This is a genomic window from Pandoraea pneumonica, assembly GCF_049918595.1.
Lineage (GTDB): Bacteria > Pseudomonadota > Gammaproteobacteria > Burkholderiales > Burkholderiaceae > Pandoraea > Pandoraea pneumonica_A.
Window position 1 is genome coordinate 1,004,299 of record NZ_JBNCRZ010000002.1, and the last position, 22,172, is coordinate 1,026,470.

The window sequence follows — 22,172 nt, forward strand, 5'->3', positions numbered from 1 at the left end:
AATCGCCTGCGATGTCCGCCATGATCAACACTATTCCGCAATACCCGGCCGGTCACGGCCTGCTCAAAGACAAGTCCGTTCTCGTCACCGCAGCGGCGGGCGGCGGTATCGGCTACGCCACCGCGCGACGCTGCGCCGAGGAAGGCTGCCGCGCCCTCATGATTTCGGATATTCATCCGCGCCGTTTGGAGGAGGCCGTTGCACGCCTGCGTGAAGAAACCGGGCTTGCCGCCGTGTATGGCGTCGTATGCGATGTCACGCAAGAGGATCAAGTCACGGCGTTGGTGGCCGAGGCCGAGGCGACGTTGGGTGGCACCGACGTGCTGTTCAACAACGCGGGGCTTGGCGGCCAGCGTGCGATCACCGATATGAGCGACGCCGAATGGCTGAAAGTCATCGACGTGTCGCTCACTGGCACGTTCCGCATGACGCGCGCGATGTTGCGCGTCATGCAGCCTCGCGGGCGCGGGGCCATCGTGAACAACGCGTCGGTGCTTGGCTGGCGTGCTCAAAAGGAACAGGCGCACTACGCCGCGGCAAAGGCCGGGGTGATGGCGCTCACACGTTGCAGCGCGCTTGAAGCCGCGGCGTACGGCGTTCGCATTAATGCGATTGCCCCCAGCATTGCCATGCACGACTTCCTCAAGAAGAGCGCAGACGAAGCCTTGCTCGATAAGTTGTCGTCGCAGGAGGCGTTTGGCCGCCCAGCGGAGGTGTGGGAGATGGCGAACATCGTCGTGTTCCTTGCGAGCGACTATGCGTCCTATCTGGTCGGCGAAGTGATCTCGGCGAGCAGCCAGCGCGCATGACGCGTCACGGGTTCGAATACGAGAGCACGAGAATTGCACGATTTAAGGAGATTTCGCGGGTATGGCAACCGTAATCAGCAGTGCAGCACAGATGCTGGCGTCCGTTGGCACGATGCTCGGTGTGAGCGAGTGGGTTGCGGTGGATCAGCGCCGGATCGATTTGTTCGCCGAGGCGACGGGCGATCACCAGTGGATTCACGTCGACCCGGTGCGGGCAGCGAGCGGGCCGTTTGGCACGACGGTCGCACACGGCTACCTGACGCTCTCGCTCACGAACTTCTTTCTGCCGCAGATTCTGCTGACCGAGAACCTGCGCATGGGAGTGAACTACGGCGCCGACCGGCTGCGCTTTCCGGCACCCGTACGCGTGGGCAGCCGGTTGCGGGCGCAATGCGAACTGGTCAAAGCCGAGGCGCTAGGCGAGGGCGTGCGCGCCACGCTTCGCATGACCGTCGAGATCGAGGGTGAGGCGCGTCCGGCGTGCGTCGTCGACAACGTCAACGTGTATTACTTCGACCCGGCACCAGGCGGGCAATAACGAATGGCACTACCCCGGCACGAGCCTGCGGTGCCGGGTGGTGAAAACCCTGAGCGCCAATACAGGCGAGGGTTAGCGGGCTGCAAGGTATGATCTGGTCTCGTTCCGACAACAGAAAAAACAAGAACGACGATGTTTTTGACGAAGGTGCGGTAGGAGACAAATGAATGCTGGCAGCAGTGCAGGAAACGATACCCGGGCAAGTGCCGGGACTATCGCCGAACGATATGAGCGAGTTGCTCCATTTGGTGTACCGGGGCGCGCTCGACGAAGTGCCGTGGCACGACGCCCTCCAGCGCGTGGGCCAATTGCTTACGGCGAATTGGGTCACCTTGATGGTTCGCCCGCCAGTGGTGGACCGTGCCGGTCTGATCTTAGTGGCAAAAACCGGCCGGCCGGTGCGCGCGGCGGTGGCCTACAGCCAATACGGCTATGCGCTCGACCCGTTCGTCAAACTCCCGCTCGATCAGGTCATGTCGCTTGATGAATTGATGGAAGAGGCCGAGTACAAACGCGGAGAATTCTACAAACAGTTCCTGGCCCCGGCCGACGTGGAATATATGCTGGGCACGGACTTTCGCACGCTCGATGGTGTGGATTGCCATTTCCGCCTGTGCCGTTCCCGCGAGGCGGGACCGTTCACGAAGGCCGATCGCGCATTCTGCGAGATGCTGCTGCCGCATCTGAAGCTCGCGGTGCATATGCACTCGCTGCTCGACGTGAAGGAGTCGGAGCGCAAGCTGTATGCCGGAGCGGTCGACCGCATGGCGGTGGGCACGGTGATTCTGGACGAAACAGGGGCGATCGTCAGCACGAACACCGTGGCCGACGAGATCTTCGCGGAACGCGATGGCATCCGCCTGACGCAAGGCACCATCAAGATCGAATACGCGCACGAAGAGCGGGAATTCCAGAAGCTGTTGCGCAAGACACTCGCGGTGCCGTCGGAAGCTGGGCCGGTCATGGCGGAAGCGATCTCGATCACCCGCCCGTCGGGCAAAGCGAAGCTGGGCATGGTGCTACGCACGGTGGCGCTCAGCGAGTGGTCGGAAGGCAAGCGCCGACCTGCGGTGGTGATCTTCCTTCGTGACCCCGAGCGCAAGACGCAGGCGTCGCAAGATATCCTGCAACAGCTTTTCGATCTCACGCCCGCCGAAGCCGCGCTGTCGATTCTGCTGGCAAACGGGCTGAATCTCGAAGAGGCCGCCGACGAGCTGGATGTGCGCAAAAACACCGCGCGTGCGCATCTTCGCTCTATCTTCTCTAAAACAGGTGTCACCCGGCAGACCACGCTGATTCGGCTGGTACTGAGCAGCGTCGCGCAACTGGGGTAATCCCATTCGAAACATTAAAAAAGCCCATCGAAGTTCGATGGGCTTTCTTCGTTGGCGTGTTGGGTTGCGCCGCAGCTCAATCCTTGTTGACGTTCGCGGCATCGAGAAACGCCGGGCGCTCGCCGCCGCCATGCACTAGCAGATCGGTGCCGCTGATATAGGACGCTTGAGGCGAACTCACGAAGACGCACGCATTGCCGATGTCCGCCGGCGTGGCCATTCGCTGCAAGGCAATCGTCTTGGCCACGGCTGCGATGCCTGCTTCGTCGCCGTAATGCTGAATCGACTGCTCGGTGTTGACGTATCCCGGGCTGACCGACACCACGCGCACGTGCGGTGCCCATTCGACGGCGAGTGACTGCGTGAGGCTGAGAATGCCTGCTTTGGCTGCCCCATAAGCGGCAGTACCCGGCTGCGGACGGCTGGCGCCGATGCTGCCGATAAAAACGATGACACCGCCATCTGGCTGCTTCTGCATGATCTCGTTGGCCTGCTGCGCCATCTGCAAGGGCGCCAGCAGATTCAGACGAATGATCGACTCGTGAAACTTCGGCGACGCCTGCGCGGCTTTCACAAACGGCGTGCCGCCCGCGTTGTTCACGAGCACATCGAGTCGTCCATGGTCTTGCACGATCTGCGCGAACAGGGCCAGCACGGCCTCTGCGTCACGCACATCGCACGCATGAAAGACGGCGCGGCGGCCACCGGCTTCGGGGAGCGGCGTCTCGGGGAGATTGCGGCCGCAAACCAGTACGGTGGCCCCGGCGGCGAGATAACACTCGGCAATGCCGCGACCGACGCCTTTGGCGCCCCCGGTCACAAGCACGACCTTGCCGGCAAATGACTGATTCGAACTCATGCTGTGTAGCTCCGAACAATAGTGAATGTTGATGGTTGCTGTTGCGGTACGAGCCGACGCTTACAGGCCGTACCCGCCGGCGACGGCGATCTGCTGCCCCGTCACGAATTCGGCTTTCGACGAGGCGAGAAAGACGACCGCGTGGGCGATCTCTTCCGGACGGCCCAGTCGCTTGAGTGCCTGATTCCGGTAGGTCGCCTCGATCCAAGCGTCGTCGAACACCCCCTGACGTCGCAATTCCAGAAACATGCCCGCCTCGATGACGCCAACCAGCACGCTGTTGGCGCGAATGCCGTAGCGGCCTTCTTCCCGCGCTACGCCGCGCACCATCGCCTCGATGGCCGCTTTAGGCACAATCGACAGCGCGTCGCGATTCGCCCAACGCACGTCGCCAGCCGACCCAAGATGCACGTAGCTGCCACCGCCCGCCGCCTTCATCAGCGGCAGCGAGGCCTGTACGACGTTATAAAAGCCCGTGACCTCTTCGTCCAGCGCACGCTGCCATTGCGCTCGGTCGATCTGCGACAGGTACACCTGCTCGGTGACGGCGGCAGCAGCGAAAACAAGGGTGTGAATGCGTCCGGCCTGCGCGGTGACGGTTTCGATGACCGATCGTACCTGCGCATCGTCGTGTGTCGACATGGCATGAATGCTCGCACTGCGCCCCATGTCTCGAATGTCTTGTGCCACAACAGCTGCGCGCGATTCATTGCGATGATAGGTCAATGCCACATCGCTGCCTGCGCGCGCGAGCTCGCGGCAAATCGTGCTTCCGATACCACCGCTGCCACCGATGACGAGGGCAGTCCCCGAGGGGAATAGCGTTCCTTGCGATTCGTTCATAGCATCTCATCCTTGTTTAAGGGTCTCGGCGTGATACATCGGGCCACCGACGTGAGCCGGAAACCCGAGGCCGTAGACCGCAGCGACATCGATATCGGAGGGGCGTGCGGCGATCCCTTCGTCGAGCAGGCGCGCACCCTCGTTGACGATGGCGAGCAGGTAACGTGACTGAGTCTCGTCGTTGCTAATCGTGTGATCGTTGCCGCGGGTGCGCGCTGAATGTTCGGCGCTCAGGGATGCCGCTCGCAGACGCGTGGCGATGGAACCATTGCCCGCAACACTGACGATGGGCGCTTTGCCCAGCCGCTTGGCAAATTGCATGAGGGTGGCGACGACGGCCTTGTCCGTGCGGGATGTGCGAACGACTTCCACGAGCCGTCCTTCTTGTGCGGTGGCGAAGAAGGGCAGGCCAGCGACGCTGTCCGGTCGAGTCACAGCATCCGCCAGGCGGTCGATATTCAGTGTTGACGTGGTGCTCACCAGCATGGCGCCGGGTTTGCATATCCCATCTAGGCGGCGAAACAGCGCCTGAGTACCGTCAAGCGTCTCGTCGATCGCCTCGATCACCAGATCGCAATCGTGCAGGGCAGCGACAGAGTCATCGCGCCCAAGCAGAACAATCGGCACACCGGCTTGGATAAGGGCGGCGGCGACGCTGGTGCCCGTCGTTCCCGCGCCCACGACACCAACGCGATCGATCCGGCGAACGGGCCACGTTGCCGGGTCGCTGGGCAGACCGTCGACTTTCATCGCCTGCCGCTCGGCAGCAAAGAGGTAGCGCAAGGCGCGCGACTGCGCCGAGTCCATCAGGGTCATACACAGCGCATACTCCTCGCGCAACCCATCGGCGAGTGGCATTTCGCAGGCAAAGCGTACGGCGCGAATACAGGCGAGTGGCGCTTCGACGCCGGGCTGTTCGCGTCGAACATCGGCCGCTGCCTTTTCAAAGACCTCGGGGTCGGTGCATGCCACAGGCGCATCTCCTTGCAGCCTCGGCGGCGTCCCTCGCGCGAGGACCTGCTCGGCGAATCGCACCGCCGCTTCAATCACATTCCCCTCAACGACCGCGTCCACGGCGCCAAGCTCGAACGCGCGGTTCGCGTCGATAGGTTCGCCAGTGACGATCATGCGAAGTGCCGCCGGCACGCCTATCAGCCGCGGCAAGCGTTGCGTGCCGCCCGAGCCGGGGAGAATGCCGAGCTTGACCTCGGGAAGGCCGACGCGCGTTGCCGACGCCGCCACGCGAAACTGGCACGCCATCGACAGTTCAAACCCGCCGCCGAGCGTGGTGCCGTGCAGTGCTGCCACCACGGGTTTCGTGCTCTTCGCGATGGCATCAATCACATCGCCCGCCAACGGCGGAAGCATCGGCTGGCCGAATTCGCGGATATCGGCCCCTGCAATGAAGGTCCGGCCGGCGCACGCAATCACCATCGCGTCGACGGAGTCGTCGGCAAGCGCCGATTGAAAAGCCGCCAACAACCCGGCGCGCACACCGTGTGAAAACGCGTTCACCGGCGGATGGTCGACCTGAAAGACGGCGATACGCCCGTGCTTGCGCGTGGTGACCGGTGTGTTGGCCGGTGTCTGCGCAGAGGCTTGTGTCAGTGCCTGTTCCGGATAGCGGTCGCTCATGTCCCTTCGTTTCGGTGAATGCCCGCCACGCGGCGCGAGGCGTTGTCATGTGGGTCGATGCCGGAGCCAAGGTAGCGCGGGCGTCCCGCGCCTGCATCCTACGTTTGGACTACCCGATCCGTGGGCGCACTGCCGTCGTGTACCGAGGCACTAGTCCCAATGGACGATGCTCCGGCAATTCGTCGCCACCAGAATGGCCCGACCGATCGACGAGCCCGGTTGCATGGCATTGGCCCCGGGTATCGCGACATTCTGTGGAGTGAGGACATGGACAAATTGATGACGGCGGCGCAGGCAGTGGCGCACATTCAGAGCGGCATGACGGTGGGCGTTGGCGGCTGGGGGCCGCGGCGCAAACCGATGGCGCTGGTGCGCGAGCTGCTGCGCTCGGACGTGCGCGACCTCACGGTCGTGACGTATGGCGGCCCGGAGGTCGGCATGTTGTGCGCCGCGGGCAAGGTCAAACGGCTGGTGTACGGCTTCGTGTCGCTCGACGCGATTCCGCTCGAGCCGTACTTCCGCAAAGCCCGCGAGGCCGGTGCCGTGGAAGTTTCCGAACTTGACGAGGGCATGTTGCAGTGGGGCCTGCGCGCCGCCGGTATGCGCCTGCCGTTCCTGCCGACGCGCGTCGGTCTGGGCACGGACATCGTGACCCATAACCCGCACATCAAGACGATTCGCTCGCCATACCCCGACAACGAGCTGTTGCTCGCCATGCCCGCCATTGCGCTCGACGTGGCATTGCTTCACGTGAACGTGGCCGACCGGCTCGGCAACACGCAGATTCACTCGCCCGATCCGTTCTTCGACGACTGCTTCGCGCGCGCCGCCGAACGTTGCTTCGTCAGCTGCGAGGAGATCGAGGCACGCATCGATCTGGCCGACCCGGCACGCACCGGCGATCCGCGCGCCAACGGCTTCGAGCGCTTCTGGGTGACGGGCGTAGTGCACGCCCCCGGTGGCGCGCATCCGACGTTCTGCGCGCCCCAGTACGGCTGGGACATGGCGCACTTGAAGGCGTACTGCGCCAGTGCGACCGAGACCGGTGGTTGGGAGGCCTACACCGCGAACTTCCTGCAAGGCAGCGAAGCGGATTACCAACAACGCGTCGGCGGGCTGGAGGCAATCCAAGCGTTGCCGCAGGCTGCGATTTGACGGCAGGAGCGTACAGAAAATGACCAACGATAACCAAACGACGACCCCGGCATTCACGCTGGCCGAATTGCTAATCGTGGCCGCTGCCGAAGCGTGGCGCGGCGATGGCGAGATTCTCGCGTCGGGCATTGGCACCATTCCGCGATTGGCGGCGGGCCTCGCGAAGCTCACGCACGCCCCGGATGTGCTGCTCACGGACGGTGAGGCGTGTCTGGTGGAAACACCGGTGCCGCTCGGACCGCGTGACGAAAACACCCCGCGCGCCTCGGGCTGGATGCCGTACTCGCGCGTGTTCGATTGCGTGTGGAGCGGTAAGCGTCACGCGATGGTCGGCCCCACGCAGATCGACCGTTGGGGGCAGGGCAATATTTCCTGCCTCGGCGACTTCGCACGTCCGAAGGTGCAGATGCTCGGGGCCCGTGGTTTCCCGGGCAACAGCCTGAATCACGCCAACTCGATGTTCGTGCCCGCGCACAGCAAGCGCGTATTTGTGCCCGGCGAAGTCGATATGGTGGCGAGCGTGGGCTTCAACCCGGCGCGGTGGCCCGATGGCGTGCGGCGTGACCTGATGTCGCTGCGACTCATCGTGACGGATCTGTGCGTCATGGATTTCAATGGCCCCGATCATGCGATTCGCGTGATTTCGTTGCACCCGGGCGTGTCGTTCGACATGGTGCAGGAGGCGACCGGGTTCCCGCTGGTACGCGCCGATCATCTTGGCGTGACAGCCGCACCGACGGCAGCGCAACTCGAGATCATTCGCCGCCTCGATCCGCATAACTTGCGCGCCAAGGTCCTCAAGGACAATCCGCCGGGCGTTCGGGTAAGCTGATCCGACATTAATAAAACGACAGGAGACACCCGGATCATGGTGAGAGTCTTTGAGATCGACGGCGTGGTGCCCGTGGTGGATCCTGCCGCCTTTGTCCATCCGCATGCCACGCTGATCGGTGGCGTGATTGTCGGCCCGCGTTGCTATGTCGGCCCCGGCGCCAGCCTGCGCGGCGACTTCGGCCGCATTCGGATCTGCGCAGGAGCGAACATTCAGGACGGTTGCATTCTGCACGGCTATCCGGGCAAAGAAACCGTCGTCGAGGAGGACGGTCACGTGGGCCACGGCGCCATCCTGCACGGTTGCCGCATCGGCCGAAACGCCATGATCGGTATGGGCGCCATCATCATGGACAACGCCGACATTGGCGAGTCGTCGGTGGTCGGTGCCGGGTCTTTCGTGAAGACCGGCATGGTGGTGGCACCGCGCACCCTCGTCATCGGCTCGCCCGCGCGCTTCGTTCGACGGCTCTCCGACGACGAGGTGAATTGGAAGTCGGATGGCACGCGCGTCTATCAGCAGTTAGCCGTGCGCAGCCTGCAAACCATGCGCGAAGTCGATGCATTGACCGACCCGTCCGCCCAAACGGGCCGTCTGCAAGTCGAAGACCGCGCGCCCGAAGACCGCAAACGTTAATCCCTATCACCCGATAACGACCATGCTGCCTGTTATTCCCACCATTCCCAGCGTTCTGGCGCAGACTGTCGCGCGTTGTCCCGAGAACATCGCCATCGTCGAAGACGGCATGTCGCTCACGTACGCCGAACTCGAACGCCGGGCGCTGCGTGTCACCCGTGCGCTCATGGCGCAGGGCATCGAGGCCGGCGATCGTGTGGCGCTCTGGGCGCCCAACAGCGCCGCGTGGATCATCGCCGCACTCGGTATTCATCTGGCCGGTGCAGCACTGGTGCCTGCCAACACGCGCATGAAAGGCGCAGAGATCGGCTACATGCTCGGCAAGAGCCGTGCGTCGCTGATCTTCGTGGCGGGCGATTTTCTTGGCACGTACTATCCCGACCTGCTCGATGGTCACGCCCCAGAATCGCTTCGGAAGATCGTGGTGCTCGACGGTTTTGCTGCGCGGGATGCCGCGTCGTCATGGGAGGCGTTCCTGACCAGCGGCGACGCCGTTCCTGAAGCTGCCGCGCGCCAACGCAGCGAAGCCGTCACGCCCACGATGCTCTCGGACATCATGTTCACGTCGGGCACGACAGGCAACCCGAAGGGCGTGATGACCACGCATGGTCAGAATCTGCGCTCGATTCACGACTGGGCAGTCGAGATGGGACTGCACGAGGGCGACCGCTACCTGATGGTCAACCCGTTCTTCCATGCATTCGGCTACAAGGTTGGCTGGCTGGTCTCGGTCTATATCGGCTTGACGATGTTCCCGCAGCAGATCTTCGAGGCCGACTGTGTGCTTGAACGCATCGAGCGCGAGCGCATCAGCGTGCTGCCCGGGCCGCCGACGGTGTTCTACAGCTTGCTGGCATCGCCGCGACTGGAGAAAACGGATCTGTCCAGCCTGCGGGCCACCATTACCGGCGCGTCGACCATCGCGCCGTCGCTGATCGCCCGTATGCGCGAGGCGCTGGGCTTCGACATCGTGCTAACGGGTTACGGTCTGACCGAGTGCTGCGGGACGGCGACGCTCAGCTCGCCAGGCGATGACGCGCAGACGGTGGCGACCACGTCCGGCCGAGCCGTGAAGGACGTCGAGATCCGGATCGTCGACGCGGCAGGGCAAATGCTGCCTGCCGGTGAGCCGGGCGAAGTGCTTATTCGTGGCTACAACGTCATGCAGGGCTATTACGACGATGACGCCGCGACGCGCGAAGCCATCGACGACGAGGGTTGGCTGCACACCGGCGACGTCGGCTTCCTGGATGCGCGCGGATATCTGAAGCTGACCGACCGGATCAAGGACCTCTTTATCGTCGGCGGCTTCAACTGCTATCCGGCCGAGATCGAGAAGTACATTTGCGAACACCCGGCGGTGGCGCAGGCGGCCGTGGTCGGCGTGCCCGATGAGCGCATGGGCGAAGTGGGGCGGGCCTACATCATCCTGCGCCACGGCGAATGCCTCGACGGCGAGACGTTGCAGGCGTGGTGCCGCGCCAATATGGCGAACTACAAGGTGCCGCGCTATATCGACTTCGTGACGAGCTATCCGACCAACGCGTCGGGCAAGGTACTCAAGCGCGACCTTCGAAAACTGGCGCTCGCCGCCGTCGATCCGGCCTGCGTCGCATTGCCGGACAACGCTACGGCGCGGCCGGTCGAGTCACGGCGCGTCGCGACTTAAACAGGCAACACCTTCCCGGGGCAACGGCTGTCTGCACCGCTGCCCCGGCACCCCTCGCGCTATCCCGGCATTACCGCCGCCGATCCCACCGATCCGGCCCATCTACGCCACCGGCTGTCGCGCAGCCCCCAGCGCGTAACAACTCCCCCACAAAAAGCGTGAATCACCGTCCACGTTTAGTCCCATTGGACGATGTGCGGGCTTGTGCCGGTCATGAAAATGGCATCACGGGTTGGACACGTCCAGCCGATCTTCTACGCAACCGGACACAAGAAACGACATGGAAACGCAAGACCAGGAGGTGGTGTTGTACGAGGCCGCGCATGGCGTGGCCACCGTGACGATGAACCGACCCGAGTACCACAACGCACAGAACTCGCAGATGACGTATGCGCTCGATGCCGCGTTTCGTCGTGCGGCGGACGACGATTCGGTGCAGGTCATCGTTTTGCGCGGGGCCGGTAAGCATTTCTCTGCCGGGCACGATATCGGCACGCCGGGGCGCGACGTCGACAAGAGCTTTGCGCGCACGTCGCTGTGGTACGACCACGTCAACAAGCCGGGCGGCGAGTTTCTGTATGCCCGCGAGCAAGAGGTCTATCTGGGCATGTGCCGCCGCTGGCGCGAAATCCCCAAGCCGACCATCGCGATGGTTCATGGCGCCTGTATCGCGGGCGGCCTGATGCTCGCGTGGGTGTGCGACCTGATCGTTGCCGCCGACGATGCGTTCTTCGCCGACCCGGTCGTGCGCATGGGCATTCCAGGTGTCGAATACTTCGCTCACGCGTACGAATTGAACCCTCGCATCGCGAAGGAGTTTCTGTTCCTCGGCGAGCGGATGAACGCGCAGCGGGCTTACGAGATGGGCATGCTCAACCGCGTGGTGCCTCGCGCCGATCTTGAAGACGCGACTTTTGAGATGGCCAAACGCATCGCCAAGATGCCGCGCATGGGTCTCGTGCTGACCAAGCAAGCCATCAACCACGTGGAAGACCTGCAAGGCAAACGCAGCGCTATGGATGCCGCCTTCGCCTGGCACCACTTTGCCCACGCGCACAACGAACTCATCACGGGCAACCGGCTTGGCGGTTTTGACGCCCGGTCGATGGCAGCGTCGCAACGCGGGGGCGAGGGCGCAGCCGATGCGTCGCAGGCACAGGCCACCGAAGCCGAGGGGCGCGCATGAGCCAGCCCAGCGCACTTCATACGCCGCTTTGCGACCTGCTGGGCTGCCGCTATCCGATTGTGCAAACGGCAATGGGCTGGGTCGCCGACGCGCGGCTGGTCGCGGCGACTTGCAACGCCGGTGGTTTTGCGTTTCTCGCGGGCGCGACCATCGAGCCGTCGCAGTTGGAGGACGAGATTCTTAAGGTGAAGTCGATGACGGCGCGCCCGTTCGGCATCAACTTCCATATGTTCCAGCCCAACGCGGCGCAAGTCATCGACCTCGCGATTGCCCACGGCTTGCGTGCGGTCAGCTACGGGCGTGGGCCGGACAAAGCGGTGATTCGACGCTTTAAGGACGCTGGCGTGCTCTGCATGCCGACGGTCGGTGCCGTCAAACACGCAGTGAAGGCCGTGGAGCTTGGCGCGGACATCGTCACGATTCAAGGCAGCGAAGGGGGCGGCCATACCGGCAGCGTCCCGACAAGTATCTTGTTGCCGCAAGTCCTCGATGCGGTGAACGTGCCGGTCGTAGCAGCTGGCGGTTTCTTCGATGGTCGCGGTTTGGCAATGGCGCTCGCAGCCGGGGCTGTCGGGATCGCGATGGGCACGCGGTTTCTCATGTCGAAGGAGTCGCCGGTGCCGCCGCAGACGCTCGAGCGCTATGTTGCTGTGCGCGATCCGTCGCATATCCGTGTGTCCAGCGTCATGGACGGATTGCCGCAGCGCATGATCGACAACGACTTTCTCTCGCGGCTGGAGCAAGCCAGCCCGTTGCGCCGGGTGTGGCTCTCGCTGCAAAGTGCACGCCGCTGGCAGCAGCACACCGGCATGAGCACCGGCCAAATGCTAAGCGTCGCCTCCCGGGCGTTGCGCGAGGACGGCGCAGCGGTTGCGCAGACACTCATGGCTGCCAACGCACCCATGCTCATTCAACGCTCGATGGTCGAGGGCCACCCCGACGAGGGCGTCTTGCCCAGCGGCCAAGCCGCCGCCGCCATCGCGCAGCTCGACAGCTGCGAAACCATCATCCAGCACATCGTCACGGCCGCCGTCGAGCGCCTGAACGGTGTACGCCAATTTACCGAGACGGGAGTCCCCGCATGAATCAGGCAAGCAACGCCGGACATCACCCGGCTTTCAATGTAGCGATCGAGCAAGGTATCGCCGAAGTCGTGATCCAACAGCCGCCGGTGAACGCGCTCGACAGCGACGCATGGCTCGCACTCGCCAGCACCATCGACACGCTCGGTACGCGCGACGACGTTCGCGTGATCGTGATTCGCTCGGAAGGACGTGGGTTCTGCGCAGGCGTGGACATCAAGGAGCTCGCGGCGCACCCCGAGCGCATCGTCAAGGTCAATGCGGGCAACTATGCGACGTTCCGCGCGATTCACCGTAACCCGGTGCCGGTGATTGCGGCCGTTCACGGCTTCGTGCTGGGAGGCGGTATTGGTATGGCCGGGGCGGCAGACATCGTGGTGGCCTCGACGTGTGCAACGTTCGGCGTGCCCGAAGTCGACCGTGGCGCGATGGGCGGCGGCGCGCATTTGCAGCGACTGTTTCCGGTGCAGAAGGTACGTCACATGTACTTCACCGGCCTTCCCATCGACGCGCAGGAAGCGTGGCGGCTGGGCGCAGTCGAGCGCGTGGTGCCGCGCGAGGCGCTGCGTGAGACGGCCATGGAAATGGCGCGCGTCATTGCCGAGAAGAGCCCCGCGATGATCCGGTTGGCCAAGGAATCGCTCAACGGTATCGAAGACGGCAACCTTGAAGACAAGTACCGCTGGGAGCAGGGGTTCACGCTCGAGGCCTACATGAGCCCCGACTCGTCGGAGACGCGTCAGGCGTTCGTCGAGAAGCGCAGCGCGGCGTTTTGAGCTTGCCCGCCACACACGACACGACTCATACGACATCACCATGAAGCTTGGATATACGGATAAACAACGGGCCTTTCGGGCCGAAATTCGTGAGTGGCTCGCCGCCCACGTACCGAAAACGCCGCTGGCCAGCTATGACACCCCCGAAGGTTTTGCCCAGCATCGCGCGTGGGAGCACACATTGTTCTCGGGGCGCTGGAGCATGGTCACGTGGCCCGTCGCACTGGGCGGGCGGGGCTGCGACCTGATCGAGTGGCTGATTTTCGAAGAGGAATACTGGCGCGCCGGTGCGCCGCTGCGCGTGAATCAGAACGGCGTGTTCCTGCTAGGGCCGACACTCATGGACTTCGGCACCGAGGAGCAAAAGCAGCGATTCCTGCCGCGTATTGCCTCGGGCGAAGCGGTCTGGGCGCAAGGCTGGTCCGAGCCGAATGCCGGGTCTGACATGGCCGCCATTCGCTGCAAGGCGACGCGCGTGGGCGACGAGTACGTCATCAATGGTCAGAAGATCTGGTCGACGCGCGCGGTCTGGGCCGATGGGCTGTTTGGGCTCTTTCGCAGCGACCCCGACTCGCAGCGTCACCACGGCCTCACGTTCCTGCTAGTGCCGTTGCAGACGCCGGGCGTCACGATCCGGCCGATTCGGCAACTTAACGGGCAGGCGGGTTTCGCGGAAGTGTTCTTCGACGACGTGCGCGTGCCGGTGGCGAATCGCATCAGCGAGGAGGGCGCGGGCTGGCATGTCGCGATGGCGACCGCAGGCTTCGAGCGTGGCCTCATGCTGCGCTCGCCGGGCCGTTTCCAAGCCACGGCCCACGCACTGGTGAACCTCTATCGCAAGCATCGTGAGAAGGCCGACCGCGACCCGGCAGTGCGCGACGCTGTCATGCGCGCCTGGATGGATGCCGAAGCCTACGCGCTTGCGACTTACGCGACGGCGAGCCGGATTCAACGCGGCGGGTCGATCGGGGCCGAAGCCAGTACGAACAAGATTTTCTGGTCCGAGCTCGATCAGCAGATGCACGAAACGGCGATGCACATTCTGGGCGCTGCCGCGGAGCTGTTGCCCGAAGCACCGGACGCGGGCGACGTCGGCCACTGGCTCGACGGCTTCCTGTTCGCGCAGGCCGGACCGATTTACGCGGGCACCAACGAGATTCAACGCAACATCATCGCCGAGCGCATGCTCGGCATGCCGCGGGGTTAAGCACGATGGATTTCAATTTCACGGAAGACCAAAGCCTGCTGCGCGACACGATGCGCAGCTTCTTCATGATCGAGGCGACGCCCGAACTGACGCGCGAGTTGTGGGAGACCGAGACCGGCCGTAGCGAAACGCTTTGGCAGAAATTCGCACAACAAGGGCTGACAGGACTCTCAGTGCCGGAAACCCATGGCGGCATGGGCTGCGGTGACCTCGAATGGGTACTCATGGCCCATGAGGCCGGTTACTACGCGCTGCAAGACTCGTTGCTCGATACCGCGTATCTCGCCGTTAGCGTGCTGCGCGAGCTTCCGCCCGAGCATGCGCTGGCGTTGGAATGGCTACCGCGCATTGCTCAAGGCGATGCGCGAGTGGCCATCGGGGCACCTGGCCAAACGCTGGTGCCCGACGCGCATATTGCCCAATTGCTGCTGCTCGATCACGAAGGTGAGTTGCATGCGGTGCCGAGCGCCCGGGTGGCCCTGAGCTACAACGCAAGTGTCGATCCGTCGCGCCGACTGTATCGCGTCGATTGGATGCCCGATACGTCGACACGCGTGCTCGATGCGAAGGCGGCTGCCGCTGTCTGGCGCAAGGTGGCGTTGCGTGGCGCGCTGGCGAGTGCAGCGCAGTTGCTGGGGCTGACGCAGCGCATGCTCGACTTGTCGATCGATTACACCGCGCAGCGCAAGCAATTTGGCAAGGCGATCGGCAGCTTTCAGGCGGTCAAGCATCACCTGGCGGATGTTGCCGTCAAGCAAGAGTTCGCCCGCCCGGTGATCTCGCGCGCGGCCTACGCCGTGGCGAACGACGATCCGTTGGCGTCGTTGCACGTCTCTCACGCGCGTTTGGCCGCTGGCGAAGCCGCATGGCTCGCAGCAAAGCGTGGCATTCAAGTGCACGGCGCGATGGGCTACACGTGGGAGATGGACCTGCAAATTTTCATGAAGCGCGCGTGGGTGCTCGACGCGGCATGGGGTGACCGTGCGCACCACAAGCAGTGTGTTGCACAGGCCATTCTTGCCGATGATGCCCGGCTTGGCCCCGGCGAAACCTTTACCGGTGCCAGCGCGCCGGTCTGAACATAGAACAGGAGACACCACACTATGGAAGAAGCCGTCATTGTTTCTACCGCGCGTACGGCGATTGGCCGCGCGTATCGAGGCGCGTTCAACGACACTGAAGCGCCGGTGCTCGGCGGGCATGTGATTCGTGCAGCCCTTGAGCGCGCCGACGTCGCACCGGGCGACGTGGACGACGTCATTCTCGGCATTGCCGCGCAGCAGGGCACGCAGGGGTATAACCTCGGCCGACTTTGCGGGTACACAGCGGGACTGCCGATCAGCGTGCCCGGCATGGTCATCGACCGCATGTGCGGTTCGGGGTTGATGGCCATCGCATCCGCAGCGAAAAGCATTTCGTGCGGCGAGTACGACGTCGCCGTGGCTGGCGGACTCGAGTCGATCTCGCTCACGCAGAACTCGCACAAGAATACCTACCGTGCGCAGTCGCAAGCGGTCATCGCGGCCATGCCCACGGCGTATATCCCGATGATCGAAACGGCGGAAATCGTCTCCGAGCGCTATGGCATCTCGCGTCGCGCACAGGATGAGTATTCGCTGCGCAGCCAGATGCGCACGGCGGACGCCCAACGCGACGGCCGCTTCGATGCCGAAATTGTCCCGATCACCGTGCAGAAGGCGTTGCTCGACAAGACCGGGCGCGTCACCGGACACGAGACCGTGACGCTCACGCGCGACGAGGGTAATCGCCCCGACACCAAGCTCGAAGGGCTGCAAGCGCTGGAGCCTGTCTGGCGTAGCGGGGAGTGGGTCAAGGAAGGGCGCTTCATTACGGCGGGCAATGCGTCGCAACTCTCCGATGGGGCAAGCGCGACGGTAATGATGAGCCGACGCGAAGCGCAGCGCCGTGGTCTCAAGCCGTTGGGCACCTATCGGGGGATGGCCGTCGCCGGTTGCCAGCCCGACGAGATGGGCATCGCCCCGGTGTATGCGATCCCCAAGCTGCTCGCGCGCCACGGTCTCTCGGTGTCGGACATTGGGCTGTGGGAGATCAACGAGGCGTTCGCATGTCAGGTGATTTATTGCCGCGACAAGCTGGGCATTCCCGATAACTTGCTCAATGTCGACGGCGGCGCGATTGCCATCGGCCATCCGTTCGGCATGTCAGGCGCTCGCATGGCGGGCCACGTGCTGCTCGAAGGGCGGGCGCGCGGCGTGAAGTACGCCGTTGTTTCGATGTGTATTGCAGGCGGCATGGGCGCTGCGGCGCTGTTTGAGCTGGCTTAACACTTGCCCTAAGCCGTCGTGTTGCACATCACCGCGCGGCCTCAAGCGTGGTGACTTCCCCACGGGTGACGGTCCGTCTGACGTCACCCGTTCTTCGTCTTTAAAGCCCTGATTCCGCGCCAATTTCACTGCCCGTGTTGTTGCTTAGTCTCATTGGACGATGTGGCGGGAATACCGGCTCCCTAGACTGCGACGCAATGGACGAGATTGTGTGCGCAGTGCCACTCGTCCGAGAGATCGGGCGAAAGACTCGATCCGTGTAGTCGTGACGTTTTGACAAAAAAGACGAGACGAGTCAGGAGACGAAAGGTATGAAGGCTCAGGCAAAAATGTTGGGCGTGGTGCTCGGAATGGCAGCAGTCGCTTCGCCGGCCGCGCACGCAGATCAGCTATCGGACTTGCAAGCGCAAGTGCAGGAGCTGATGAGAAAAATCGACACGCTCCAGAATAATCAGAAGCAAATCGAAGCCAAGCAAGCCGCTGTGGACGCTGCTGCGCAGACGGCACCGAAGGCCGCTGCTGCGGGGGCTGCCGTGCAGGGCGGCGCGGCCCCCACAGTGGTCGCGAGCACCAACCCGATGGCATCGCAGCCCGGCTGGTTCATGATTCCCAACACCGATACCGCCATCAAGTTCGGCGGCTATGCGCAGTTGCAGATCATGGACGACCTCAAGGGCAACCTCGGCAACAGCCAGACGGTGATCTTGCCGTTCAGCACGGCTTGGGGTGGCGTGCCGTACGACAACACGCCGCAAGCCAAACGCAACGGCCAAGTGCAGTTCGAAGCGCGCGAGTCGCGCCTGAACATTCAGACCAGCACGCCGACGATGTATGGCCCGCTCACGACGTTGATCGAAGGCGACTTCTACGGCGCCGGTGGCTCCAAGTTCACGACGAACTCCGTCTCGCTGCGCTTGCGTCATGCGATGGCCACTATCGGCCCGTGGATGTTCGGTCAGTACTGGTCGAACTTCGGTGACCTGGGCCAAGGCCCGGAAGTGTTCGACTTCGGCGGACCGGTCGGTTTGCCTGCGGTGAACCGTCAGCCGCAGATTCGCTATACCAAGCTGATTACCGACAATTTGCAGGCGTCGGTTTCGATCGAAGAACCGGTGCAGGACTTCACAGGGGCCGATTCCATCGCGTTCACTGCGGGTGCGAACAACATCAGCACCAACTCGATCGACCAGACGCCGGAGCTCACCGGGCGTGTGACGTACTTCGATACGTGGGGCCGTCAGTCGGTCGGCGTGGTCGGGCGCAAGCTCAAGGCCAACGACGGTATGGGGCTAAGCTCGGCGGCGTACGGCTATGCGGTGAACTATCAAGGCACGTTCAACCTGCCGGGCCGCGACAAGATTTACTACGACGTGGTTTGGGAGAACGGCGGCGGACGCTATCTGACGCAAACGCCGACGTCGGCCTTCCTCATCAACAACAACCTGTACAAGGTGTCGGGTCTGGGTCTGAATCTGACGTATCAGCACTGGTGGGCACAGAACTGGCGCTCGAACATCAGTATCGGTCGCGACAAGATTTACAACCCGGCTGGCGTCCCGGCCATGTCGCTCGCCGAGACGCAATCGATGCACGCCAACCTGATCTGGTCGCCGATCAAGAGCACCTTGTTCGGGCTGGAGTTCATCTATGCCCGCATCAAGAGCGAATCGGGCATCAAGGGCAGCGGCAGCCGCATCATGTTTGTCTCGCAGATGGGTTTCTGAACGAGACCGGCAGGCCTGGCATTGTGTGACGCGCCGGGCCTGCTTTTGTACCGCAGTAGATCAGCGAACGACCGAATTATTGAAGGAGACGACAAATGCTCAACGAGCTGGCGATCATCATCGTGCGCGGTGTAGGTCTTGGAGCGATCTTTTCGCTCATCGCGATGAGCATGAACATCGTGTACGGCGCGACCCATATCCTCAACTTTGCGCAGGGCAACATGTTCGTGCTCGGCGGCTTTTTGGCCGTGCTGCTCGCGAACTGGGTCACCGGTGTGCCGGTCTGGCTCGCGCTAATCGTGGTGGCTGCGATCATCATTGCTTTCCTGCTCGCGGCACAGGGGTGGATCACGCTCGCGCCGCTGCGCCATTCGGTCGAGCAGAACTCGTGGCTGATCACGACCATGGCGGCGTCGATCATCATCAGCTCGGTCATGCTGCTCTCGCAAGGGCCGTGGGCATCGTCGGCACGTAGTCCAATTCCGCCCGTAGCACTCTTCGGTGCTCGCACCCCAGCGCCTTATCTCGGGGCGATAGCGCTCGCTGTCTTTTGGTACTTCGCGTTGCGTTGGTTTCTGACACGCACGCTCACCGGACTGGCTATCAATGCGCTGTCGCAGGATATCGATGCAGCGCGCGCCGCAGGCTTGCGCGTGCGCCGTCTGCAACTCATCGCCTTCGGTATTAGCGGTCTGATGGTCGGCTCGGCGGGTTTTGTCGCCGCGCCGATTGTCTCGATCGCGGCCGACACCGGTGTGCGCTACGTGCTCAACGGCTTCATTGCCGCGATTCTCGGCGGGATGGGCAGCAACCTTGGCGCCCTCATCGGCGGGCCGCTCGTCGGCATTGTCGCGATGGTTGCCACCTATCAGGTCGGCGGCGAATTCCAGTCGCTCGTCTCGCTCGCACTACTTGTCGGCGTGCTGCTGATCCGCCCCGAAGGCATGTTCGGACGCGCGGCCGGGCGCCGCGTTTAAGGCGGCCGATTCGACGCAACACGTTGCGCACATACAGGACACAGGACCGCTAACTCTGTCATGACGATGCAAACTCTTTCTTCCGACGCCAGTCTCCGAGTGCGCCGTACGCGCTGGGCCCCAGACAATGTGCAGCTATTGCTCGGCTGTGTGCTGGTGAGCGTCACGGTGCTGGTACCCGATTGGCTCGGCAATGCCTACTGGACCCATAGTTTCCGCATGGTGAATCTGCTGATCGCCGTGGCGGTCTCGCAGAACCTGCTGCTGCACGACGCCGGACAGACGTCGTTCGGTCAGGGGGCCATTTTCGCTGTGGCGGCATACACGGCCGCCATTGCAACGGGCGTGCATGGGCAGCCTTACGCGCTGGCGGCCGTGCTTGGCGTCGCCGGGGCGCTGGTCGCAGGGCTGCTTTACGCGTTACCCGCGTTGCGCGTGCAGGGCTACTACCTCGGCTTCGTCACCATGAGCGCGGCGACGGTATTGCCCGAAATGCTGGTGGCGTTCGACAGTTATACGAACGGGGTCAACGGCATCACGATGGACTTCTCGTCGTGGCAGACGCGCACGTCGCTCGGTGTGTCGCCGCTGTCGATTGCGCTGGCGCTGCTGGCTTGCTTTGCGCTGTCGGCGCATGTGTTGATCCGCCGTACGGCGTTCGGTCGCCGCCTGCGCGTGGCTGCCGCAAGCCCGGAGGCCGCGCAGTCGCTTGGCACATCGCCCGGCTGGATACGGTGTGTGGTGTTCCTGATCGTCGCGTTGATTACCGGCGTCGCGGGTGTGCTGTATCCGCCCGTGGTCGGTTTCGTGAGCCCGGCTGCCTTTAGTCTGGATTTGTCGATTTTGTTCTTCTTCGCCGTCGTGGTCGGTGGCCGCGGGCAGATTCTCGGCCCGGTGGTTGGCGTGTGGTTGTTGTATCTGCTGCCGAATATCCTGCTCGCCGACCTCGTCCAGTACCGACTGCTGGCCTACGGTCTGGTCGCGCTGCTGGTGATGCTGGCGTTCCCTGACGGGGTGGTCGGTACGTTGTTGAAGTGGCGCAGGGCGCGTGCAGAGAACGGTGACCGGCTGGTGCTGCATTTCCGATCGATGCTTAGCGCCATCGAGCCATGTGCACGGGTCGCCAGCCGTACCGGCGATGAATCGCACGTGGCAATTAGCGTCGAAGGCGCGCGCAAATGCTTCGGCTCGGTGGTGGCGGTCGACGGTGCCGACCTGTTTGTGCGACGCGGCGAGATTCATGGTCTCGTCGGCGCTAACGGTTCGGGCAAGACTTCGCTGCTCAATGTGCTTTCGGGTTTCAGTCGTCTCGATGCGGGTAGCGTGCGGCTCAATGGCGTGGAGGTCTCGCGATTGCCTGCCACCCGTGTGGCGCGCCTAGGTTTGGGTCGAACCTTCCAAAAGCCGCGCATGTTCGAAACGCTGAGCCTCTGGGAGAACGTCTGCATCGGGCTCGATGCGAATCCGGACCTTGGCCCCGGTCACGCGCGCACGATGACGTCGTTACGCAACACGCTGGAAGGGCATGGCGTCTCGCTGGTACCGCATGGTCAACGCCGTCTCGTGGAAGTGATGCGTGTCGTGCTCAAGGGCGCAGACGTGTTGCTGCTCGACGAACCGGCGGCGGGTTTGTCGCCTGCCGAGCGCGAGGATCTGAAACTGTTGTTACAGCGCCTGCGAGACGACCTAGGCAAGACCATCGTCATCGTCGAGCACGATCTCGATCTGGTCTGGAGTGTTGCCGATCGGATTTCGATGCTCGAAGCGGGCAAGGTGATTGCCAGCGGCAGTCCTGCGGAATTGGCGGGCAACGCCATCGTGCAAAAACTCTTTATCGGATCGACCCATGCTTGAGATTCAAGGCTTGCACGCCGGCTATGGCAACGTGCCGGTATTGCGTGACATTCAGTTGTCGGTGGCGCCTGGCGAGATTCTCCTCGTGGCGGGAGAAAACGGCGCGGGGAAGTCGACATTGCTGCGCACCATCGGCGGTTTCATCAAACCGGAGCGCGGGAAAATTCGCCTGAACGGACGGGAGATTGGTGGATGCAGCCCGGAGGACAACGCCCGCGCAGGGCTGCGACTGGTCCTCGACGGGCATCGCGTATTCCCCGAAATCTCGGTGTGGGACAACTTGCGGCTCGGCGGCGTGATCCAGCGCGATAAGCGGGCGTTTTCGCAAGCCGTGGAAGAAGTGTTCTCGGTGTTTCCCGCACTGCACCAACGGCTCGATCAACCGGCGCGGAATTTGAGCGGCGGGCAGCAACAAATGCTGGCGCTGGGGCAGGCATTTGTCGCACAGCCCAAGGTGTTGCTCAGCGATGAACCGTCGCTGGGGCTCGCGCAGGCGCTATTGCCGCCGATTCTTGATTTTCTGAAGCGCTGGGCGGCACGTGGCACGGCGATCGTGATCGTGGAACAGCATATCGATATCGCGCTGCCGGTGGCGGACCGGGCACTCGTGCTGGAGCGAGGGCAGGTCAAGCTCACTTGCCCGGCGGCTGAGCTGAGGGCACGGCTACAGACGAGGCAGACTGTGAACGTGGAGTGAACGTCCTATAATGGCCTTCGCGAGGGTGCGCGGCCGGTGCCACCCGGCCCAGC

General features: G+C 63.3%; 20 protein-coding genes. 17 read left to right on the forward strand and 3 right to left on the reverse strand.

Annotated features, from left to right (window positions below):
* Positions 1 to 20 precede the first annotated feature (20 nt).
* The 3 genes from ACPWR9_RS11005 to ACPWR9_RS11015 all read left to right on the forward strand — a co-directional run bounded on the left by ACPWR9_RS11005 (position 21) and on the right by ACPWR9_RS11015 (position 2,681).
* Positions 21 to 809 (forward strand): SDR family oxidoreductase, encoded by a 789-nt coding sequence (locus ACPWR9_RS11005; protein ID WP_426296916.1) that lies wholly within the window; start codon positions 21 to 23, stop codon positions 807 to 809.
* A 61-nt stretch (positions 810 to 870) separates the two neighbouring features.
* Positions 871 to 1,347 carry a MaoC family dehydratase gene (locus ACPWR9_RS11010; RefSeq protein WP_426296915.1) on the forward strand — a complete coding sequence of 159 codons (477 nt, stop codon included), beginning with the start codon at positions 871 to 873 and terminating at the stop codon, positions 1,345 to 1,347.
* A 167-nt stretch (positions 1,348 to 1,514) separates the two neighbouring features.
* Positions 1,515 to 2,681 carry a helix-turn-helix transcriptional regulator gene (locus tag ACPWR9_RS11015; RefSeq protein ID WP_426296914.1) on the forward strand — a complete coding sequence of 389 codons (1,167 nt, stop codon included), beginning with the start codon at positions 1,515 to 1,517 and terminating at the stop codon, positions 2,679 to 2,681.
* A gap of 76 nt (positions 2,682 to 2,757) precedes the next feature.
* On the opposite strand, the gene ACPWR9_RS11020 is transcribed toward ACPWR9_RS11015, so the two are convergent.
* Genes ACPWR9_RS11020 through ACPWR9_RS11030 form a run of 3 tightly spaced genes read right to left on the reverse strand, consistent with a single transcriptional unit; the run spans position 2,758 to position 6,018 of the window.
* Entirely contained in the window at positions 2,758 to 3,540 is a 783-nt protein-coding gene (locus ACPWR9_RS11020; protein WP_426296913.1) for an SDR family oxidoreductase, read from the reverse strand.
* A 60-nt stretch (positions 3,541 to 3,600) separates the two neighbouring features.
* Positions 3,601 to 4,383, reverse strand: coding sequence for an SDR family NAD(P)-dependent oxidoreductase (locus tag ACPWR9_RS11025; RefSeq protein ID WP_426296912.1), 783 nt, complete (start codon positions 4,381 to 4,383; stop codon positions 3,601 to 3,603).
* Between the two features lie 6 nt (positions 4,384 to 4,389).
* Positions 4,390 to 6,018 carry an enoyl-CoA hydratase-related protein gene (locus tag ACPWR9_RS11030; RefSeq protein ID WP_426296911.1) on the reverse strand — a complete coding sequence of 543 codons (1,629 nt, stop codon included), beginning with the start codon at positions 6,016 to 6,018 and terminating at the stop codon, positions 4,390 to 4,392.
* 267 nt (positions 6,019 to 6,285) lie between these two features.
* Between ACPWR9_RS11030 and ACPWR9_RS11035 the strand changes: the two genes are divergently transcribed.
* The 14 genes from ACPWR9_RS11035 (at position 6,286) to ACPWR9_RS11100 (ending at position 22,119) form a co-directional block, all read left to right on the forward strand.
* Entirely contained in the window at positions 6,286 to 7,173 is an 888-nt protein-coding gene (locus ACPWR9_RS11035; protein WP_426296910.1) for a CoA transferase subunit A, read from the forward strand.
* A 19-nt stretch (positions 7,174 to 7,192) separates the two neighbouring features.
* On the forward strand, positions 7,193 to 8,005 hold the full coding sequence (locus ACPWR9_RS11040) for a CoA-transferase subunit beta (RefSeq protein WP_426296909.1): 813 nt from the start codon (positions 7,193 to 7,195) through the stop codon (positions 8,003 to 8,005).
* A 36-nt stretch (positions 8,006 to 8,041) separates the two neighbouring features.
* Entirely contained in the window at positions 8,042 to 8,641 is a 600-nt protein-coding gene (locus ACPWR9_RS11045) for a transferase hexapeptide repeat family protein (protein WP_426296908.1), read from the forward strand.
* Positions 8,642 to 8,663: 22 nt separating this feature from the next.
* Positions 8,664 to 10,310 (forward strand): FadD3 family acyl-CoA ligase, encoded by a 1,647-nt coding sequence (locus ACPWR9_RS11050; protein WP_426296907.1) that lies wholly within the window; start codon positions 8,664 to 8,666, stop codon positions 10,308 to 10,310.
* A gap of 280 nt (positions 10,311 to 10,590) precedes the next feature.
* Positions 10,591 to 11,496, forward strand: coding sequence for an enoyl-CoA hydratase (locus ACPWR9_RS11055; protein ID WP_426296906.1), 906 nt, complete (start codon positions 10,591 to 10,593; stop codon positions 11,494 to 11,496).
* Positions 11,493 to 12,581, forward strand: a complete 1,089-nt coding sequence (locus tag ACPWR9_RS11060; protein WP_426296905.1) for an NAD(P)H-dependent flavin oxidoreductase — start codon at positions 11,493 to 11,495, stop codon at positions 12,579 to 12,581. The genes ACPWR9_RS11055 and ACPWR9_RS11060 overlap by 4 nt, the downstream gene beginning before the upstream one ends.
* On the forward strand, positions 12,578 to 13,354 hold the full coding sequence (locus ACPWR9_RS11065; RefSeq protein ID WP_426296904.1) for an enoyl-CoA hydratase family protein: 777 nt from the start codon (positions 12,578 to 12,580) through the stop codon (positions 13,352 to 13,354). The genes ACPWR9_RS11060 and ACPWR9_RS11065 overlap by 4 nt, the downstream gene beginning before the upstream one ends.
* A 40-nt stretch (positions 13,355 to 13,394) precedes the next feature.
* On the forward strand, positions 13,395 to 14,561 hold the full coding sequence (locus ACPWR9_RS11070; RefSeq protein WP_426296903.1) for an acyl-CoA dehydrogenase family protein: 1,167 nt from the start codon (positions 13,395 to 13,397) through the stop codon (positions 14,559 to 14,561).
* Positions 14,562 to 14,566: 5 nt separating this feature from the next.
* Positions 14,567 to 15,640 carry an acyl-CoA dehydrogenase family protein gene (locus ACPWR9_RS11075; protein WP_426296902.1) on the forward strand — a complete coding sequence of 358 codons (1,074 nt, stop codon included), beginning with the start codon at positions 14,567 to 14,569 and terminating at the stop codon, positions 15,638 to 15,640.
* A gap of 24 nt (positions 15,641 to 15,664) precedes the next feature.
* Entirely contained in the window at positions 15,665 to 16,867 is a 1,203-nt protein-coding gene (locus tag ACPWR9_RS11080; RefSeq protein WP_426296901.1) for an acetyl-CoA C-acyltransferase, read from the forward strand.
* Positions 16,868 to 17,178: 311 nt separating this feature from the next.
* Positions 17,179 to 18,591 (forward strand): DcaP family trimeric outer membrane transporter, encoded by a 1,413-nt coding sequence (locus ACPWR9_RS11085; RefSeq protein ID WP_426296900.1) that lies wholly within the window; start codon positions 17,179 to 17,181, stop codon positions 18,589 to 18,591.
* 95 nt (positions 18,592 to 18,686) lie between these two features.
* Entirely contained in the window at positions 18,687 to 19,568 is an 882-nt protein-coding gene (locus ACPWR9_RS11090; RefSeq protein WP_426296899.1) for a branched-chain amino acid ABC transporter permease, read from the forward strand.
* 60 nt (positions 19,569 to 19,628) lie between these two features.
* Positions 19,629 to 21,422: an ABC transporter permease subunit gene (locus ACPWR9_RS11095; RefSeq protein WP_426296898.1), complete on the forward strand. Its 1,794-nt coding sequence runs from the start codon at positions 19,629 to 19,631 to the stop codon at positions 21,420 to 21,422.
* On the forward strand, positions 21,415 to 22,119 hold the full coding sequence (locus ACPWR9_RS11100; protein ID WP_426296897.1) for an ABC transporter ATP-binding protein: 705 nt from the start codon (positions 21,415 to 21,417) through the stop codon (positions 22,117 to 22,119). Before ACPWR9_RS11095 ends, ACPWR9_RS11100 begins: the two co-directional genes overlap by 8 nt.
* The last annotated feature ends 53 nt before the right edge of the window (positions 22,120 to 22,172 follow it).